The organism is Sodalis sp. RH19, assembly GCF_047324215.1.
Classification (GTDB): Bacteria; Pseudomonadota; Gammaproteobacteria; order Enterobacterales; family Enterobacteriaceae; genus Acerihabitans.
Genome location: NZ_CP178734.1, coordinates 3451029 through 3468365, shown reverse-complemented (window position 1 = coordinate 3468365; position 17337 = coordinate 3451029). Strand labels below are relative to the sequence as shown.

The window sequence follows — 17337 nt, the reverse complement described above, 5'->3', positions numbered from 1 at the left end:
TAAGAACGTAACGATAAAAGTTATTCCCAGATTATCCGCCATGGCAACGAGTAGTGAAATTCAAAAAATAGTGTGCCTATGACATGATGGCGATGAAAAAATGATCATCAGGTGTCGCTATGAATTCTAACTCAATTAATTCAGGTGAAATTAATCAAGCTCACTTGGAAGGAACATATCATTCTGCTGATGGCGAAAAGCCAGAAAAAGCATATTGGACAAAATTAAAGAAGCTTTCCGCCTGTGTTAATTTGTCTGTCAACGTACACACAGTAACAAACCCTCCTGCCGGTAATGATGGCGCACATCCGCTTAACCTTTGCCACGACGGCGGTCTAAAACGTCCCGCCGTCGTGGCGCCGGCGGCGCCCGCCGTTTCTTGCGCCGTGACGGCGCAAACGCCATGCGTGCCTGACCACTCGCCCGCCAAAAAAAACAGGCTTGGCCAACCCACGGCGCCGCCCGGTGTGCAGCACCGCGGCCAACAGGTCAATATTGCCCGCATAACGCCGTTGACCGGCCAACCCTCTCCCCTATTCCCGCCTGTGGAGGGGACCTTGCCGGCCTTGAGGGGGGAGCATCGCCAGGAAAAAAGCCTGAGTGTGCTCGTGGCGGCGGCCTATCTGGGCAGGGCGGATATTATCGCGGACATGGATAACCATGGCGTCAACCCCGAGATTTGGCATGGTCTGTTAAGGCGGGCGTTGTGTCATGCCTGCCTCTGCGGCGATGAGGCCTTGGTCCGCTTGTTCCTGAGTCATGCCGGTGCGGAAATCATCAATAGACCTGACTGCGAGGGTATAACGCCGCTGATGTATGCGATTTCTCACAATCAAATACCGGTGGTACGCCTGTTGCTGGCAAACGGGGCTAATCCAGATGCTAAAACCAAACAGGGGTTGACGGCCATGATGTTGGCCACCATGACCGGCAACGATAAGATAGTAGGTTATTTATTGGATTATCACGCCGACATCAACGCCGTTAATTTGATGGGCGCCTCGGCGCTGATGATATCTATTCAATATAATACTGAGCAACTTTTTTATTTATTACTGTCACAGGGTGCCGACCCTTTGCAAAGCGATTACCTGGGCCACGACGCTATGATATATGCCGCCATTTATGGTCGGCCAAGCATAATGATTCATTTGCTTAATAAAAATATCCGCCCTGACATGACGGATAGGAGGGGGTTTACACCTTTAATGCATGCCATTGGTCAGCATCAGGAAACAATAGTAAAAATATTGATAAGCAATGGCGCCAATGTGAATGCGCAGGATATTTTAGGCACCACGCCTTTGATGTTGGCGGCTCATGCCTCCTGTGAAGATATCATCAAAAGACTTATCGAACACCAGGCCGATGTTTCCCTGACGGATTGTCTAAATCGCACGGCGCTGATGTATGCCGCCGTCAATGTCAATGACGTCATTTTAGCTACCCTTTCGCGTCAACCCTGCAATATCAATGCCGGCGATATCTATGGTGACACGGCGCTGGCATTTGCTTTGCAGCGCGGCGATGCCGCGATCATTAATGTCTTGTTGGAACGCGGCGCCGACCCCTTTATCAAAAACGCTTTCGGCTATACCAGCCTGATGTATGCGGCGCGCTATGGTGATAGCGACATTGTCAGGTCACTGCTGGACCGGAATCTTAACGTCAATGATATCGGCTGTGATGGCAGGACGGCGCTTAGCATTGCCGCTGCGCGGGGACATGTCGATATTGTCCGGCTGCTGATTGCGCACGGCGCCAACGGCGCAATAGCCGATAGCCATTGCCAGACCGCCATGGATTATGCCCGCTGTTATGGCCATAGGGCAGTGATTAAATTGCTGGCGGCAGGGGCTCCGGAGAGCGCAGGTAGGGAGGAATATTCCGGCTACGAAGCCTGAGCCGGTCCGAACACCTACCGGCGGGTCATACCACCGGCAGGTTGCGTCCGTAATAAATTTCCCGCATTTCTTTATACAGCAGGTCCGTGATCTCCTTGCGTTCGCTGGGGCTCAGATCTTCCGGCCTGGCATTGAACAGATAATGCTTTAAATCAAAATCCTTCAGCATCATCTTGGTATGGAAAATATTTTCCTGATAGATATTGACGTCCATCATGTGATACTGCGCCTTCATATCTTTCGATAGAAAGTTCTGTATTGAATTGATTTCATGATCAATATAATGTTTTATGCCATTGATATCCCGGGTAAAGCCTCTCACCCGATAATCCATGGTAACGATATCCGATTCTAATTGATGTATCAGGTAATTGAGCGCCTTCAACGGCGAAATCACGCCACAGGTTGAAACTTCAATATCGGCGCGGAACGTGCAAAGGCCGCCTTCCGGATGGCTTTCCGGATAGGTATGCACGCAGATATGGCTTTTATCCAGGTGCGCCACCACCGATTCCGGCAACGGCCCCGGGTGCTCCGATTTATCGATGCTGAGCGGATCGATAGGATCTTCGCTGACCAAAATGGTGACGCTTGCGCCTTGGGGTTCATAGTCCTGCCGCGCGATATGCAGGATGTTGGCGCCGATCATCGCGCAGGTATCGCTCAGGATCTCAGTCAGGCGATTGGCATTATATTGTTCGTCAATGTAAGCGATATATCCATCACGGTCGTCCGCCGTTTTGGCATAACAAATATCGTAAATACAAAAACCCAGGCTCTTGGTTAAATTATTAAAGCCGTGTAGTTTTAACTTCTGCAATTGAGTTCACCCCCTTATGGCTTGCGTCTCAGCGTGCTGACGACAAGGCATTGAGTAAATACTGCGGCAGGGCAAAGCTGCCGTGATGAATAGCTGCATTATAATAGCGGCATTCCAATTTCGCAGCGGAGAAGCGCGCCTTCAGCGTGGCGGCGTCCAGCTGGCGCAGCGCCGGGTCCTGACTGGCCCAGGCGAAGGTCATCAAACCGCCGTAATAGGTCGGTATCGCCGCCTGGTAGAAGCTGACATCGCTGAAGTAATGGCTGAGTTTGCGGTGGCTGTGTACCGCCTCGTCCTGCTGTAAAAAACACACCCCGTTTTGGGCGACAAAAATGCCGCCTTCATTCAGGCACCGCGCGCAGCCCTGATAAAAATCAGACGTAAACAGGCTCGATCCCGGCCCGATAGGATCGGTACAGTCGGAGATGATCACATCAAAGGTGTCGTCGGTGGCGCCGACAAAATTCACGCCGTCGTCGATAACCAGATGAAAACGCGGATCGTCGAACGAGCCGGCGTTGTGCCCCGGCAGATATTGCCGGCAGAAGGTGACGACGCCGGCGTCGATTTCCACCATGGTCACGCTTTCTACGCCGGGGTGCCGGCAGACTTCACGCAGCATGCCGCCGTCGCCGCCGCCGATAATCAGCACCTTGCGGGCGTTGCCGTGGGCGATAAGCGGTACGTGGGCCATCATTTCGTGATAGATAAATTCATCGCGTTCGGTGGTTTGCACCACGCCGTCCAGCGCCATAACGCGGCCAAACGCGGCGTTGGCGAAAATCACCAGATCCTGATGCGCGGTTTTTTCCCGGTACAAGATAGCGTCCACGTGAAAATACTGCCCGAAATTATCATGCAGCGTTTCGTACCAGATGTCGTGTTGTGGCATGTTGGGATGTGACATGTTGAGCTAACCCTCGGCGAAAACCGCCATGAGAAAACGGCGCAACATAATAGCTAACTCCGCCCCACCTTGCACGGATGATTTTCACACAAACAGGATTTAAAACTCTTTATTTTGCGTAGGCGAGCAAACTAAGGGAATTTGTCGCCAGGCTTTCGCATTTCTTCGGCGTGGGAATGGCGATGCCGCTAAGATCGCGATAGCTGTCTTCTCCCAGGGCGCGCATGTCGAAACTGGCATAGTTGCTGAGGTCCCAACGGTTTTGTTGGGCAAAAATCAGGATGGCACGCCGGATTTGTTCATTGGGCATGTCGGTATAACCACAGTTGTTCTTCAGATAAACAAACACGGCGGTTAAATCGGCCATGTCTTCGGCTTCGGGTTCGGATAAGGCTTGTGACGCGGTTGAAAAACCCAGCAGCCCGAGCAACAGCGTCACCAATAGGGTGTATTTCATGTGAAAACCTGAATCATTCGTTATAGGTTGACGTTATCATATTTAATGATTTTCGCCCTAAGTTTTATTCTGCAGCCGCATTTTTGGCGGTGAAAACCGCTTGATGAAAGTATGGAGCAAACCTGGCGGATTGTCCCGCGCGCGGTGGGTAAAACCGCTAAGATTGCTGATACGCGCGGTGGGCTTGAGCGGGAAGGGCGGGCACGAAGAGCCGTGCAAACCTTGTGTCCGCGCATCGCATGCGCCTGGCGGTTATGCTAAAATTCGCCTCTTTTCAACTTTCTGTAATGTGATCCCGCTATGAAACACACCGTGGACGTCATGATTTCCGCCGGGGAAATCGCTGACCGGGTCGCGCAGCTTGGCCATGATATCAGCCTGCATTACCGCGACAGCGGCAGTGAGATGGTCCTGGTCGGCCTGTTGCGCGGCTCTTTTATGTTTATGGCCGACCTTTGCCGCGCCGTGACGGTGCCGCATGAAGTGGATTTCATGACCGCCTCCAGCTATGGCAGCGGCATGAGCAGCACGCGCGACGTTAAGATTTTGAAGGATCTTGATGAGGATATCCGCGGCAAGGATGTGCTGATCGTGGAAGATATCATTGATTCCGGCAACACGCTAAGTAAAGTGCGCGAGATCCTGCAACTGCGCCAGCCGAAATCCCTGGCTATCTGCACCTTGCTTGATAAGCCGGATCGCCGCGAGGTGCAGGTGCCGGTGGAGTGGGTGGGCTTTGCCATCCCCGACGAGTTCGTGGTGGGATACGGTATCGATTACGCGCAGCGCTACCGGCATTTGCCTTTTGTCGGCAAGGTCGTGCGTCAGGATTGACCGCCAGGCGGCGGTCCTTGGCGGTCTCAGGGATGACGCACGGGTAGCCGGCTATTTGCCGTGCTGTTGCAAAAGCGTGGCGATGCCCTGGCGGTAGCGCTGTTCCAGCGTCTCCCGGCTGGTGGCGGAGACGTCCATATTACGCAGCAGGCCGTCGTGTATGCTGTATACCCAGCCGTGCAGCTGCACCTTCTGGCCACGTTTCCAGGCCGAGCGCATAATGGTGGAGTGCCCCAGGTTGTAGACCTGCTCGATAACGTTGATTTCACATAAGGTGTTGAGGCGATCCTCGGGATGAAGCTCCCCCAGCATTGAGCTATGCTTGTACCACAAATCGCGGATATGCAGCAGCCAGTTGTCGATCAATCCCAGTTCCGGATTGTCGATGGCGGCCTGTACGCCGCCGCATCCGTAATGGCCGCAGATAATAATATGCTCGACTTCCAGTACGTCCACGGCGTACTGCACCACCGACAGGCAGTTGAGATCGGTATGGATAACCAGGTTGGCCACGTTGCGGTGCACAAACAGCTCCCCCGGCTCCAGACCGGTCAGCCTCTCCGCCGGCACCCGGCTATCGGAACAGCCTATCCAAAGGAATCGCGGCTTCTGGGCCAGCGCCAGACGCTCGAAGAAACCCGGGTCTTCTTCTTTGAGATGCTTAGACCAGGTTTGGTTGTTGCTGATAAGGTCCGTGATGTCTTTCATTGTGGTTTTTAGCCCGTAACGACGTAGTGCGATGCGTTAATATAGGTCAACCGTGCGTTTTTTTAAATCAGTTCGTCACATCCATTGAGAATAAGGTAAGTCGTTATCTATGACATATGCATTGGAGTTGGAGAAGTTGACCAAGACCTACGCAGGAGGCGTACAGGCGCTAAAAGGGATAGACCTTAATGTGGAAGCGGGGGATTTTTATGCGTTGCTGGGACCCAATGGCGCGGGTAAGTCCACCACCATCGGCATCATCAGCGCGCTGGTCAATAAAACCTCCGGCAAGGCGCGCGTATTCGGCTACGACATCGATAAAGATATTGTGAATGCCAAACGCCAGCTGGGCCTGGTACCGCAGGAATTTAATTTTAATCCGTTTGAAACCGTCTGGCAGATTGTGGTTCACCAGGCCGGTTATTACGGCGTGGAACGCAAAGTGGCGGAGAAGCGCGCCGAGAAATACCTCAACCAGCTGGATTTATGGACCAAGCGCGACGAGCGCGCGCGCATGCTTTCCGGCGGGATGAAACGCCGCCTGATGATCGCCCGCGCCCTGATGCACGAGCCTAAGCTGCTCATCCTCGATGAACCCACCGCCGGCGTGGATATCGAGCTCAGGCGTTCGATGTGGGGTTTCCTGCGCGATTTGAACGGCAGCGGCACCACCATCATCCTGACCACCCATTATCTGGAAGAAGCGGAAATGCTGTGTCGCAATATCGGCATTATCCAAAGCGGCGAACTGGTGGAAAATACGTCTATGCGGCTGCTGCTGTCCAAGCTGAAATCAGAAACCTTTATTCTCGATCTGGCGGCCAAGAGCCCGTTGCCGCAATTACAGGGGTATCGCCATCAGCTGCTGGACACCAGCACCCTGGAAGTGGAGGTGATGCGGGAACAGGGGCTGAACAGTTTGTTCGGCCAGCTCAGCTCCCAGGGGGTGCAGGTGTTGAGTATGCGTAATAAAGCCAACCGGCTGGAAGAGCTGTTTGTCACGCTGGTAAAAGACGACCGGGCCAGCAGGAGGGCCAAATTATGATGCATCTTTATTGGATCGCCTTAAAGAGTATCTGGCGTAAGGAAATAAACCGCTTCGGCCGGATCTGGATCCAGACGCTGGTGCCGCCGGTGATTACCATGGCATTGTATTTTATTATTTTCGGCAATCTTATCGGATCGCGCATCGGCGAAATGCATGGCTTTTCGTATATGCAATTTATCGTGCCGGGCCTGATTATGATGGCGGTGATTACCAATGCCTATACCAATGTCGCCTCCTCGTTCTTCAGCGCCAAGTTCCAGCGCAATATCGAGGAACTGCTGGTGGCGCCGGTGCCCACCCATATCATCATCGCCGGTTACGTGGGCGGCGGGGTGGCGCGCGGTATTTGCGTCGGCATTTTGGTTACCGCGATTTCGTTGTTTTTCGTGCCTTTCCATGTGCATTCATGGTGGGTGGTGGCGGTGACGCTTATTTTGACGGCGGTGCTGTTCTCGCTGGCCGGCCTGCTGAACGCGGTGTTTGCCAAAAGCTTTGACGATATCAGCCTGATCCCGACCTTTGTGCTGACGCCGCTGACCTACCTGGGCGGGGTGTTTTATTCCCTGACGCTGTTGCCGCCCATATGGCAGGCCATATCCAAGCTCAACCCCGTCGTCTATATGATAAGCGGCTTTCGTTTCGGTTTTCTGGGCATCAGCGACGTGCCGCTGGCGTTTACGCTGTCGGTGCTGGTGGTGTTTATCGTGGTGTTTTATGCCTGGTGCTGGTATTTGATCCAGCGCGGCAGCGGGCTGCGGACATAGGTAAAGGACGGCGGCGCATTTTTGCCAGAGGATGCGCCGCCGGGCGGCATCAGGCCACCTGTACCGGTACCGCCTTGGCTGTGCGTTTCAGCTGGTTCTGGTCGTCGAAATAGGCCACCAGAGGCCGATGGCCGCGCGCCTCTTCATCCGGCATCTGCACGTAGGCGCAAATGATCAGCAAATCGCCGACGCAGGCGCAGCGGGCGGCCGCGCCGTTGACGGAAATAATGCGCGAGCCGCGCTCGGCGGCGATGGCGTAGGTGGAAAACCGCTGGCCGTTGTCGACGTTGTAGATATCGATAGCCTCATACTCCAGGATACCCGCCGCTTCCAGAAAGTCCTGATCGATGGCGCAGGAGCCTTCATAGTGCAAATCCGCCTGGGTCACGTGGACCCGGTGCAGCTTACCTCTTAGCATGGTGCGTTGCATAACGTTAAACCTTTGTACTTTCCCCGCCGGGGAGTGAAAACGCAAAATCGCCTTGGGACATCCACGCCAGTATTGACGATAGCCTCCCGGCTGTCCACAGGCCTGAGTGCTGCCCCATTACAACGTTAAATCCACCTGGGCGTTGTCAATTAAACGCGCCTTGCCCAGCCAGGCGGAAAACAGCACCACCGCGCGCGCGCTGTCCACCGTGAGCGGCTGCAAGGTATCGGCGTCGCGAATATCCAGGGCATCCGGCTGCAGGCCGGCCTGGCGCAGCCGTTCCGCCGCCTGTTGCAGCAGGGTATCGGTTTGGCGTTCGCCGTTTTTCATCTGCCCGATAAGCTGTTCCAGCACGCTGTGCAACCGGGGCGCTATCTGGCGCTCCCCGGCGGTGAGATAGCCGTTGCGCGAGCTTAGCGCCAGGCCGTCGGCGGCGCGCACCGTCGGTACGCCGACTATCTCGATGTCATAGCCCATATCCTTCACCATTTGGCGTATCAGCGCCAGCTGCTGGTAATCCTTCTGGCCGAAACAGGCGATATCCGGCTGCACCAGGTTAAACAGCTTACTGACAATGGTGGCTACGCCGCGGAAATGGCCCGGGCGGATGGCGCCTTCCAGAATAGCGGAAAAACGCGGCACATCCACAAACGTCTGGCTGGCGAGTCCGTCCGGATAAATCACCGCCGCCGCCGGCGCAAACACCGTATCAACGCCGCGTCGGGTCAGCTTTTCGCAATCTTCCTGCAGCGTGCGCGGGTACGCCGTGAGATCTTCGGGGCGATCGAATTGCATCGGATTGACGAAGATACTGACGATAACAATATCGGCACGGGCGCGGGCTTCATCCACCAGGGACATATGCCCATCGTGCAGATTCCCCATGGTCGGCACCAACGCAATACGTTTACCTTCCTGCCGCCACTGCTTAACAGCCTGACGCAGTTTCGGCGGGGTTTCGATAATCAACACGCCTATCTCCTGTCGTTATTGAAAACTGTGTTCCAGGCCGGGGAAAATACCCTGCTCGACCTCTTCGATATATAAACGCACCGCCGGGCGGATATCACCTGCCTGGGCCAGGAAATTCTTGACGAATTTTGGCGTCCCTTGGCCGGTAATGCCCAACGCGTCCTGCATCACCAGGATTTGCCCGTCGGTGACATTGCCCGCGCCGATGCCGATCACCGGTATGGCCAGCGCCTCGGTGACCCGCTGCGCGAGCGCCACGGGCACGCATTCCAGCACCAGCAGCTGCGCGCCGGCCTGCTCAAGCGTCAGCGCGTCCTGTAATAACCGTTCCGCGCTGTCGCTGTCGCGGCCCTGCACTTTATACCCGCCGAAGATATTCACCGATTGCGGCGTCAATCCCAGGTGGCCGCACACCGGCACCGCCCGTTCGGTCAAACCGCGCACGGCGTCAGCCAGCCAGCCGCCGCCCTCCAGCTTGACCATATTGGCGCCGGCACGCATCAGCACGGCGGCGCTGTCAAAGGCCTGCGCCGCCGTCGCATAGGACATGAACGGCAAATCCGCGAGCAGCAGGCACTGGGGCGCGCCGCGGCGCACGCACCGGGTATGGTAGGCAATCTCTTCCACCGTCACCGGCAGCGTGGAAGTCTGGCCCTGCATGGTCATGCCCAGAGAGTCGCCCACCAGCATGACCTGAATGCCTTCTTGCTCAAACAGGCGGGCAAAGCTGGCGTCATAGGCGGTCAGGGTGGCGAACTTGCGTTGCTGCTGTTTCCAGGCGCGCAGATGCGAAATGGTGGTCGGTTTCATCATAACCTCGGTCAGGCCGGTAACGCATAATTGAAATGAAGTGGCGCGTTATTCTAAATGAAGGCGGGGACAGGAGATAGTATTGTCTGAGCAAAACGTGCGGCAATGGAGGGGATGCGCGGAGAAGGGGAGCTTACCAGCGGCGCGCCCGGTGTTCATTATCCCAGAATTCCAGGCCGTTGCGCCCGATGCGCGCCAGCAGGTCCGCCAGCGCCTCGCCGTCGGGCAATACCAGGTCGGGGGCGAGCTCCGCCAGGGGATAAAGCACGAATTCACGGTGCTTCATATCATAGTGCGGCACCGTCAGCCGGGCGGTATGAAGCCGCAGGCCGCCGAACAGCAGGATATCCAGATCGAGCGTGCGCGGCCCCCAGCGGTCGGCTTTGCGCACCCGCCCCTGCCGCCGTTCGATGCGCTGGGTGTGATCGAGCAGCTGTTCCGGCGTGAGCGCGGTGTCAAGGGCGACGACGGCGTTGAGGTAATCGGGCTGGTCCTGCGGTCCCAGCGGCCGGCTGCGGTAAAAAGAGGAGCAGGCGTTCAGCCGGGTTTGCGGCAATTGGGCGAGGGCGTCCAGCGCGGCGTTAACCTGGTCAAGCGGATCCGCCAGGTTGCTGCCGATAGCCAGCCAGACTCGCGTCATCGGCACGCCGGACAGCGGCGCTGCGCCAGCCATGGTTAAGCCGGATCGCGATGCGGCGTGCGGCGGCGCGGACGGCGCGGACGCGGACGGGCGGTGGCGTCGTCGTCAAGGGTGGTGAGCAGGGACTTCTGCCGCGGCGGCGCGGCTTCCTGGAACTCGCGCCACCATTGGGTCAGCCGTTGCAATTCGGCGCTGTTTTCGACGTCGGCGCGCAGCGCCAGCAGATCGAAGGCCGCGCGGAATTTTGGATGCTCCATCAGCTTGAAGGCGCGTTTGCCCTGGCGGCGCGACAGGCGCAGCTGCAGCTGCCAGATATCGCGCATCAGCGTGGTCAGGCGTTTGGGAATGGCGAGCGAGCGGCACTGTTCGTCAAGAATATCGTTCAGCGCCAGCGAAAACGCGTCGAAATAGGCCAGGCCGCCTTCCTGCGTCAGCTTCTGCGCCTGTTCGAGCAGGGGATACCACAGCATGGCGGAGAACAGGAATGCGGGATTGACCCGCATGTCGTTCTGGATGCGATGATCGGTGTTTTTCAGTACCTGGGTGACCATCTGCTCCATAAAACTGTCACCCTGTTCGGTGAAGTTGCGGCTGATGAGCGGAAACATGGGCTGGAACAGCTGATATTCGCACAGCAGGCGGTAGGTCGGTTCGCCGTAACCGGCCTGCAGCAGTTTAAGCGATTCCTCGAACAGCCTGGCCGCCGGGATATCGCGCAGCAACGACGCCAGGCGCGGGATCGGCTCGGCGGTGGCCGCATCGACGGTCATGTTCAGCTTGGCGGCAAAACGCACCGCCCGCAGCATGCGCACCGGATCCTCGCGGTAGCGGGTTTCCGGATCGCCAATCAGGCGCACCACGCCTTCCTGCAAATCGCGCAGGCCGCCGGTATAGTCGCGCAGCGTAAAGTCGGCCACGCTGTAATAGAGGCTGTTGATGGTGAAATCGCGGCGCTGGGCGTCTTCCTCGATGGAGCCGAAGATATTGTCGCGCAGCAGCATGCCGTTTTGTCCTTGCAGCGCGGCGGCGGGGGCCTGCACCGCCGACCCGGCATCAACGTCATCGGGCACGTGGGTCAGATGATGGCCGCGAAAGGTCGCCACTTCGATGATTTCCGGTCCGAACATGACATGGGCGAGGCGAAAACGCCGGCCCACCAGACGGCAGTTGCGAAATAACTTGCGCATCTGTTCGGGGGTGGCATCGGTGGTAATGTCGAAATCCTTCGGTTTTCTACCCAACAGCAGGTCGCGCACGCCGCCGCCGACCAGATAGGCCTCGTATCCCGCTTTATTCAAGCGGTAAAGCACTTTCAGTGCATTTTCACTGATCTCTTTACGGGAGATGGTGTGCTGGTCGCGCGGGATAATCGTCAAAGGGCGTCTATCCTCTGGTGCCGCCGCCACGGTTTCCCGGCTCAGCACCTTACGGCAGAAGTTGGCTACTCGGGTAAAAATAGTACACCTCAATAGTAACAAATAAACGGGAGCAACAAAAAACAGCGGCTAATCATAGCTCACCCCGGGTGTTTTGAGAACGTCTGGGGCGCATGTCGTGCCCGATGGCGAAATCGGTATGGATGCCAGGGACCAATGCATAATAGCCCAGTCTAACATACTCTCAAGGGTCAAATCCCGCCACCCTTGCGCTACCGGTTGATTTAAAAAAACTAATGCGTCGGCAAGCGTTGGCCGGGGGTCCCCCTGCGGCAACGGCGGCGCATGATTCTGCTTGGATAATTTGGCGCCCGTGGGCGTCAACGCCAGCGGTAAATGAATATATTCCGGTTCTTTATAACCTAATTGACGGTAGAGTGCCAATTGCCGCACGGTAGGCTCGATTAAATCGGCCCCGCGCACGATTTCGGTCACGCCGAGCGCCGCGTCGTCCACCACGACCGCCAGATTGTAGGCAAACAGACCGTCGCGGCGGCGGATAATAAAATCTTCCCGGGCCAGATCGGGGTCGGCGTAGATATCACCGCGCAAACGGTCATGGAAATGTGACACGGGGGCTATCTGGCGCAGGCGGATGGCGGCATTTTGCGCCGGCAGGCCGAGCGTGCGGCAATGACCGTCGTAAATGCCGCCCAGTTCCTGAATGCGGGCGCGGGTGCAGCGGCAATGATAGCTTAGCCCGCGCGCGCGCAAATCCGCCAGGACGTCAAGGTAAGCCGCGTGGCGTTGGGATTGGAAGCATACGGGGCCGTCCCAGTGCAGGCCGTAATGGGCCAACTGGCGTAAAATGGTATCGGCGGCGCCGGGGACTTCGCGGGGAGGATCGATATCTTCGATACGCACTCGCCACTGCCCATGCGAGGCGCGGGCCTGGAGAAAACTCCCCAGGGCCGCGACAAGCGAGCCAAAATGCAAGGCGCCTGAAGGCGAGGGGGCAAAACGCCCCATGTAGGTGCTGTGCGCAGCCATAACTCAGGAAAGGCGAATCCGTACAGTTACCGCGATGCCGTGGTCCGTTCCATGGGCGACATCGCGGCAATCTGGATTGATTTTACCCTGCCATCTGCTTTTCGCGGATTTCAGCCAAGGTCTTGCAATCAATGCATAAATCAGCGGTCGGCCGCGCTTCCAGGCGGCGAATGCCGATTTCCACGCCGCATGAGTCGCAGAAGCCGAAATCTTTGTCTTCTACTTTCTTCAGCGTTTTTTCGATCTTCTTGATCAATTTTCGTTCCCGATCGCGGTTACGCAGTTCAAGGCTGAATTCCTCTTCCTGCGCGGCCCGGTCCACGGGATCCGGAAAGTTGGCCGCTTCATCCTGCATATGCGAAACGGTACGACCCACTTCATCTCTGAGCTGGTTGCGCCATGCGTCGAGGATGCGCTTGAAATGCAGCAACTGGGCCGCATTCATATACTCCTCGCCCGGTTTCTGCTGGTACGGTTCCACCCCGGCGATGGCGAGAATGCTCAAGGAGGATGTCTTACGGTCTTGCCCTTCTTGCATGTTGCTTCTCCTTCATAACACGCACTATCGATCCCCAACGTGGGGAAAAAAACAGGCCGCTATAAATAACAGATGACGTTGAGGTTGGCAATTATTCCTGACGCCTACTTGACAAGAGTGTGAAGAAAGGCGTATCTGGCGGGCGGTTAAACTAAGGAAAAACGGGATGATTTATCCTTTTTTTCCAGAAAAGCCGCCTACGAAATAAATAACGGTAAAGCATTTTTCAGCACAATACCGTCCGGGGATAACTGCGCGCCATAGCAAAATACTTCCACGCCATGTTGCTGCGCCTGCAATACTAAATCGGCATAATGGGGGTCGATGTGCCGGGCGGGCGCCACCCGGGTGATTCCGGAGTGCAACACCGCAAAAAACAGTACGGCACGGTGACCCATTTCTGCCATTGCTTGTAGTTCTCGTAAATGTTTTTGTCCGCGTATCGTTACCGCATCGGGAAAATACCCCCACTCCTGTTGCAGTAATGTGACGGATTTCACCTCAATATAGCAGTTTGCGCGATTTTCCGCTGCTAATAACCAATCAATCCGACTATTTTCTACGCCATAACGCACTTCGGCAGTAAGTGTAGTATAGCCCGACAATTCGGGAACGGCGTCGGCGCGCACCGCCTCCGCCAGCAGGGCGTTGGCGCGCAGAGTATTCACTCCTATCCATTGACCACCGGCGGTTTCAGTTAGTTCCCAGCTATGCGGATATTGACGTTTACGGTTGTCTGAAGTCGAATACCACACTGTATCCCCGGGCACGGCGCAGCCGGTCATGGCGCCGGTGTTGGCGCAATGGATAGTCAGCTCCTCGCCCTCCGGGGTGACCACATCCGCCAGGAAACGTTTATAGCGCCGCACCAGGCGGGCGGATTTTAATTCTGGACTGAATCGCATGACATTTCCGTATAAGAGTTTTGCCGTCTCCCCCTCTCGCCAGGTCAGGCGAGCGGCCAGCTATCGAGCAGCATATAGCGGGCGCGCCCGTTGTCAAATAGCGAGGCGTACAGGCCGAAACTCCCGACCGCCATTTCCCATCCCGGCGTGCCGGACGGCAGCGCCACCGCCTGATGGGCCTGGCGCAGCAGCGTGACATGGGGATGGTACGGCAGCGGGCTTTGATAGCAGCCGTTGCGGGCCGCCTGCGCGCGCAGCCACTGCGCCAACTGCAATAACCCGCGCGGCGCGCGCTTCATGCCGAGCCACACCACGCCGGAGCCGGGCCAATGTCCGCAATCGTCCAGGGTCAGGGTAAAGGGCTTTTGTTGCAATCTCATGGCGGCGGCGCGCAGGGCCTGTTCTTTGCCGGCGCCCACGTCGCCCAGGAACGCCAGGGTGATATGCAGGTTGGCCGCCGCCACCGGCCTGCCGGCCTCATAGGGAAAACGGGCGGCGCGCCAGTCGATAACCGCCTGGCGGACGCTATCGGGCAGGGCAATGGCAAAAAACAGGCGACGGGTGGAGGTCATGGCGGTCCCGGCTGGTGTCGTGGATGATTGACCGTTTCCCCTGGCCGGCCTCGGTCGCCGATACCAGGGAAACGCGGCGAAGATTCTGTTCTTCAATCAAGCGATGCTACAATGCCCGGCCCAGAATGTTAATCTTTAACGGAGATGTCGTGACGTTATTACCGGTCGCCGCCGTAGTCGATGAGTTGCTGCAAGCGTTGCAAGGCGCCGCGCAGGTTCTGCTGCACGCGCCCACCGGCGCCGGCAAATCCACCTGGCTGCCGCTGGAAATCCTGCGGCGCGCCGGCCTGCCGGGGCGTATCCTGATGCTGGAGCCCCGGCGGCTGGCCGCCAAAAACGTGGCGCTGCGCCTGGCCGAACAACTGGGCGAAACGCCCGGCCAGACCGTCGGCTACCGCATGCGCGCCGAAAGCCGCGTGGGGCCGCATACCCGGCTGGAGGTGGTGACCGAAGGCATCCTGACGCGCATGTTGCAGCAGGATCCGGAGCTGTCCGGCGTCGCCCTGGTTATCCTGGATGAATTCCATGAACGCAGCCTGCAGGCCGATCTGGCGCTGGCGCTGCTGCTGGATGTGCAGCAGGGACTGCGCGCCGATCTGCGGCTGCTTATCATGTCCGCCACCCTGGATGACCGGCGCCTGCTGGCGCTTCTGCCCGCCGCGCCGGTTATCCGTTCCGTCGGCCGCAGTTTTCCGGTGGAGCGGGTTTTTCATCCGCTGCCCTCACAGTCCATCCCCGTCCAGGCGATTGCCGCGGCGGTCAGCGAGATGCTGTCATCCCATACCGGCTCGCTGCTGTTGTTTTTACCCGGCGTGGGGGAGATCAACCGCGTGCAGGCTTTGCTGTCTCCCCGGATCGGGGCGGAGGTCGATCTTTGCCCGCTGTATGGCGCCCTGACCCTGGACGAACAGCAGCGGGCCATCCGGCCGGCCCCGGCGGGGCGGCGCAAGGTGGTGCTGGCCACCAATATCGCCGAGACCAGCCTGACGATCGAGGGCATTCGCCTGGTGGTGGACAGCGGGCTGGAGCGGGTAAGCGAATTCGATGCCAGGAACGGGCTCAGCCGCCTGGTCACCCAGCGCGTCAGCCAGGCGTCCATGGTGCAGCGCGCCGGCCGTGCCGGCCGCCTGTCCCCCGGCGTGTGCTGGCACCTCTTTAGTCAATCGCAGGCGGAACGCGCGCCGGAACACGGCCGGCCGGAAATCCTGCAAAGCGATCTCAGCGGTTTTTATCTCGAATTACTGCAATGGGGCTGTACCGACCTGCTGACGCTCTGCTGGCTCGACCTGCCGCCGGAACCCAGCCTGGCCGCGGCCCGCCGCACCCTGCGCCAGCTGGATGCCGTCGATGGGGCGGAACGCCTGACGTCCCTGGGGCGCAAAATGGCGCAAGCAGGCTGCGAACCGCGCCTGGCGGCCATGCTGTGCCATGCGCGCGACGATGACGATAGCCTGGCGACGGCCGCGCTGCTGGCGGCCATTATCGAGGAACCGCCGCGCGCGGGGTCGCCCGATATGCGCGATGCGCTCGCGCGCCCGCAGTCCCACTGGCTGCGACGCGCCAGGCAACTGGCCAAACGGCTGTCGCCCCGCTGGGGCCGGCCGGACGCGGCGCTGGCGCCCGCGCTGCTGGCCTGGGGATTTCGCGATCGCATCGCCCGCCGGCGCGACGCCACCGGCCGGTATCAACTGGCCAACGGCCTGGGGGCGGCGCTGGCTCCCGACGAGGCGCTGTCGGCGATTGAATGGCTGATCGTGCCGGGGCTGATGCAACTGGGGCAAAATGCCGACGCGGCCATCCGGCTGGCGCTGCCGGTGGATATCGCCGCGCTGGTGGCCGCCCGTCCCGACTGGCTGACGGTCACCACCGCCATGCGCTGGGATGAGGAAAAGGGCAGCCTGCGCGTGCTCAGGCGTGAACAGCTCGGACAATTGATGTTACGCGAGCAGCCGCAGGCCAGGCCTTCCGGCGAGGTGATGCAGCAGGCGCTGCTCAACTGGATTGGCGAGCAGGGCCTGTCGGTGCTCAACTGGGACGGCCCGGCGCAGCAGCTGCGCCAGCGCCTGCTGTGCGCCCGCGACTGGTTGCCGGAGGCGGACTGGCCTGTGGTGGACGACGACGCGCTGCTGGCGGCCCTGCCGCTATGGCTGCAGCCGTCCCTGCAGGGCGTGCATGACGTGCGCGCCCTGCGCCAGGTGAATCTCGGCGAGGCGTTATTGCGCCTGCTGGACTGGCGATTGCGTCAACGACTGGATACTGCGCTGCCCAGCCACTACACTGTGCCCACCGGCAGCCGGCTGCCGGTGCGTTACCAGCACGGCGAGCCGCCGGTGCTGGCCGTAAGGATGCAGGAAATGTTCGGCGAGCAGGCCAGTCCGCTGCTGGCCGAAGGCCGCGTGGCGCTGGTGCTGGAGTTGTTATCGCCCGCCGGGCATCCGTTGCAGATTACCCGCGATCTGGCGGCGTTCTGGCAGGGGGCCTACCGCGAGGTGCAAAAAGAAATGAAGGGGCGTTACCCCAAGCATGTCTGGCCGGATAATCCGGCCATTGCGGTACCCACCCGGCGCACCAAAAAGTATCAGCAGGGTTGATTTCAGAGGTT

Annotated in this window: 18 protein-coding genes; 5 read left to right on the top strand and 13 right to left on the bottom strand. The window is 58.4% G+C overall.

Annotated features, from left to right (window positions below):
- Positions 1–119 precede the first annotated feature (119 nt).
- On the top strand, positions 120–1904 hold the full coding sequence (locus tag ACL2XF_RS15770; RefSeq protein WP_413727141.1) for an ankyrin repeat domain-containing protein: 1785 nt from the start codon (positions 120–122) through the stop codon (positions 1902–1904).
- A 25-nt stretch (positions 1905–1929) separates the two neighbouring features.
- On the opposite strand, the gene speD is transcribed toward ACL2XF_RS15770, so the two are convergent.
- The 3 genes from speD to ACL2XF_RS15755 form a co-directional block, all read right to left on the bottom strand.
- Complete coding sequence (speD, locus tag ACL2XF_RS15765; protein WP_413722151.1) at positions 1930–2724, bottom strand: adenosylmethionine decarboxylase; 795 nt, start codon at positions 2722–2724, stop codon at positions 1930–1932.
- A 28-nt stretch (positions 2725–2752) separates the two neighbouring features.
- On the bottom strand, positions 2753–3616 hold the full coding sequence (gene speE / locus ACL2XF_RS15760) for a polyamine aminopropyltransferase (protein WP_410016622.1): 864 nt from the start codon (positions 3614–3616) through the stop codon (positions 2753–2755).
- A 124-nt stretch (positions 3617–3740) separates the two neighbouring features.
- Positions 3741–4088 (bottom strand): YacC family pilotin-like protein, encoded by a 348-nt coding sequence (locus ACL2XF_RS15755; RefSeq protein WP_410016387.1) that lies wholly within the window; start codon positions 4086–4088, stop codon positions 3741–3743.
- A 300-nt stretch (positions 4089–4388) separates the two neighbouring features.
- On the opposite strand from ACL2XF_RS15755, the gene hpt reads away from it, so the two are divergent.
- Positions 4389–4922: a hypoxanthine phosphoribosyltransferase gene (gene hpt, locus ACL2XF_RS15750; protein ID WP_410016386.1), complete on the top strand. Its 534-nt coding sequence runs from the start codon at positions 4389–4391 to the stop codon at positions 4920–4922.
- Positions 4923–4973: 51 nt separating this feature from the next.
- Here hpt and can read toward each other — a convergent pair whose 3' ends face one another.
- Complete coding sequence (gene can / locus ACL2XF_RS15745; RefSeq protein WP_410016385.1) at positions 4974–5630, bottom strand: carbonate dehydratase; 657 nt, start codon at positions 5628–5630, stop codon at positions 4974–4976.
- A gap of 109 nt (positions 5631–5739) precedes the next feature.
- Here can and ACL2XF_RS15740 point away from each other — a divergent pair, with 109 nt between their 5' ends.
- Together ACL2XF_RS15740 and ACL2XF_RS15735 are read left to right on the top strand one after the other, a co-directional pair.
- Positions 5740–6675 carry an ABC transporter ATP-binding protein gene (locus ACL2XF_RS15740; protein WP_413722152.1) on the top strand — a complete coding sequence of 312 codons (936 nt, stop codon included), beginning with the start codon at positions 5740–5742 and terminating at the stop codon, positions 6673–6675.
- Positions 6675–7442, top strand: coding sequence for an ABC transporter permease (locus tag ACL2XF_RS15735; RefSeq protein WP_410016621.1), 768 nt, complete (start codon positions 6675–6677; stop codon positions 7440–7442). Before ACL2XF_RS15740 ends, ACL2XF_RS15735 begins: the two co-directional genes overlap by 1 nt.
- Positions 7443–7491: 49 nt before the next feature.
- Here the strand turns inward: ACL2XF_RS15735 and panD are convergent, their stop codons facing one another.
- The 9 genes from panD to thpR form a co-directional block, all read right to left on the bottom strand.
- On the bottom strand, positions 7492–7872 hold the full coding sequence (gene panD / locus ACL2XF_RS15730) for an aspartate 1-decarboxylase (RefSeq protein WP_410016383.1): 381 nt from the start codon (positions 7870–7872) through the stop codon (positions 7492–7494).
- A gap of 117 nt (positions 7873–7989) precedes the next feature.
- Positions 7990–8844 (bottom strand): pantoate--beta-alanine ligase, encoded by an 855-nt coding sequence (gene panC / locus ACL2XF_RS15725; RefSeq protein ID WP_410016382.1) that lies wholly within the window; start codon positions 8842–8844, stop codon positions 7990–7992.
- A gap of 15 nt (positions 8845–8859) precedes the next feature.
- The gene (gene panB, locus ACL2XF_RS15720) at positions 8860–9654 is read right to left on the bottom strand and encodes a 3-methyl-2-oxobutanoate hydroxymethyltransferase (protein WP_410016620.1); all 795 of its coding nucleotides are present in this window, start codon (positions 9652–9654) and stop codon (positions 8860–8862) included.
- Between the two features lie 133 nt (positions 9655–9787).
- Positions 9788–10294 carry a 2-amino-4-hydroxy-6-hydroxymethyldihydropteridine diphosphokinase gene (folK, locus tag ACL2XF_RS15715; protein WP_413728821.1) on the bottom strand — a complete coding sequence of 169 codons (507 nt, stop codon included), beginning with the start codon at positions 10292–10294 and terminating at the stop codon, positions 9788–9790.
- Between the two features lie 35 nt (positions 10295–10329).
- Positions 10330–11751: a polynucleotide adenylyltransferase PcnB gene (gene pcnB, locus ACL2XF_RS15710; RefSeq protein WP_410016618.1), complete on the bottom strand. Its 1422-nt coding sequence runs from the start codon at positions 11749–11751 to the stop codon at positions 10330–10332.
- Between the two features lie 48 nt (positions 11752–11799).
- Positions 11800–12720, bottom strand: coding sequence for a tRNA glutamyl-Q(34) synthetase GluQRS (gene gluQRS, locus ACL2XF_RS15705; RefSeq protein WP_413727140.1), 921 nt, complete (start codon positions 12718–12720; stop codon positions 11800–11802).
- A gap of 82 nt (positions 12721–12802) precedes the next feature.
- The gene (gene dksA / locus ACL2XF_RS15700; RefSeq protein WP_162363932.1) at positions 12803–13258 is read right to left on the bottom strand and encodes an RNA polymerase-binding protein DksA; all 456 of its coding nucleotides are present in this window, start codon (positions 13256–13258) and stop codon (positions 12803–12805) included.
- Positions 13259–13455: 197 nt separating this feature from the next.
- Positions 13456–14163 carry a DNA/RNA nuclease SfsA gene (gene sfsA, locus ACL2XF_RS15695; RefSeq protein WP_410016380.1) on the bottom strand — a complete coding sequence of 236 codons (708 nt, stop codon included), beginning with the start codon at positions 14161–14163 and terminating at the stop codon, positions 13456–13458.
- A 44-nt stretch (positions 14164–14207) separates the two neighbouring features.
- Positions 14208–14735, bottom strand: a complete 528-nt coding sequence (gene thpR, locus ACL2XF_RS15690) for an RNA 2',3'-cyclic phosphodiesterase (protein ID WP_413722154.1) — start codon at positions 14733–14735, stop codon at positions 14208–14210.
- 125 nt (positions 14736–14860) lie between these two features.
- Here thpR and hrpB point away from each other — a divergent pair, with 125 nt between their 5' ends.
- Positions 14861–17326: an ATP-dependent helicase HrpB gene (hrpB, locus tag ACL2XF_RS15685; RefSeq protein ID WP_413727139.1), complete on the top strand. Its 2466-nt coding sequence runs from the start codon at positions 14861–14863 to the stop codon at positions 17324–17326.
- Positions 17327–17337 lie beyond the last annotated feature (11 nt).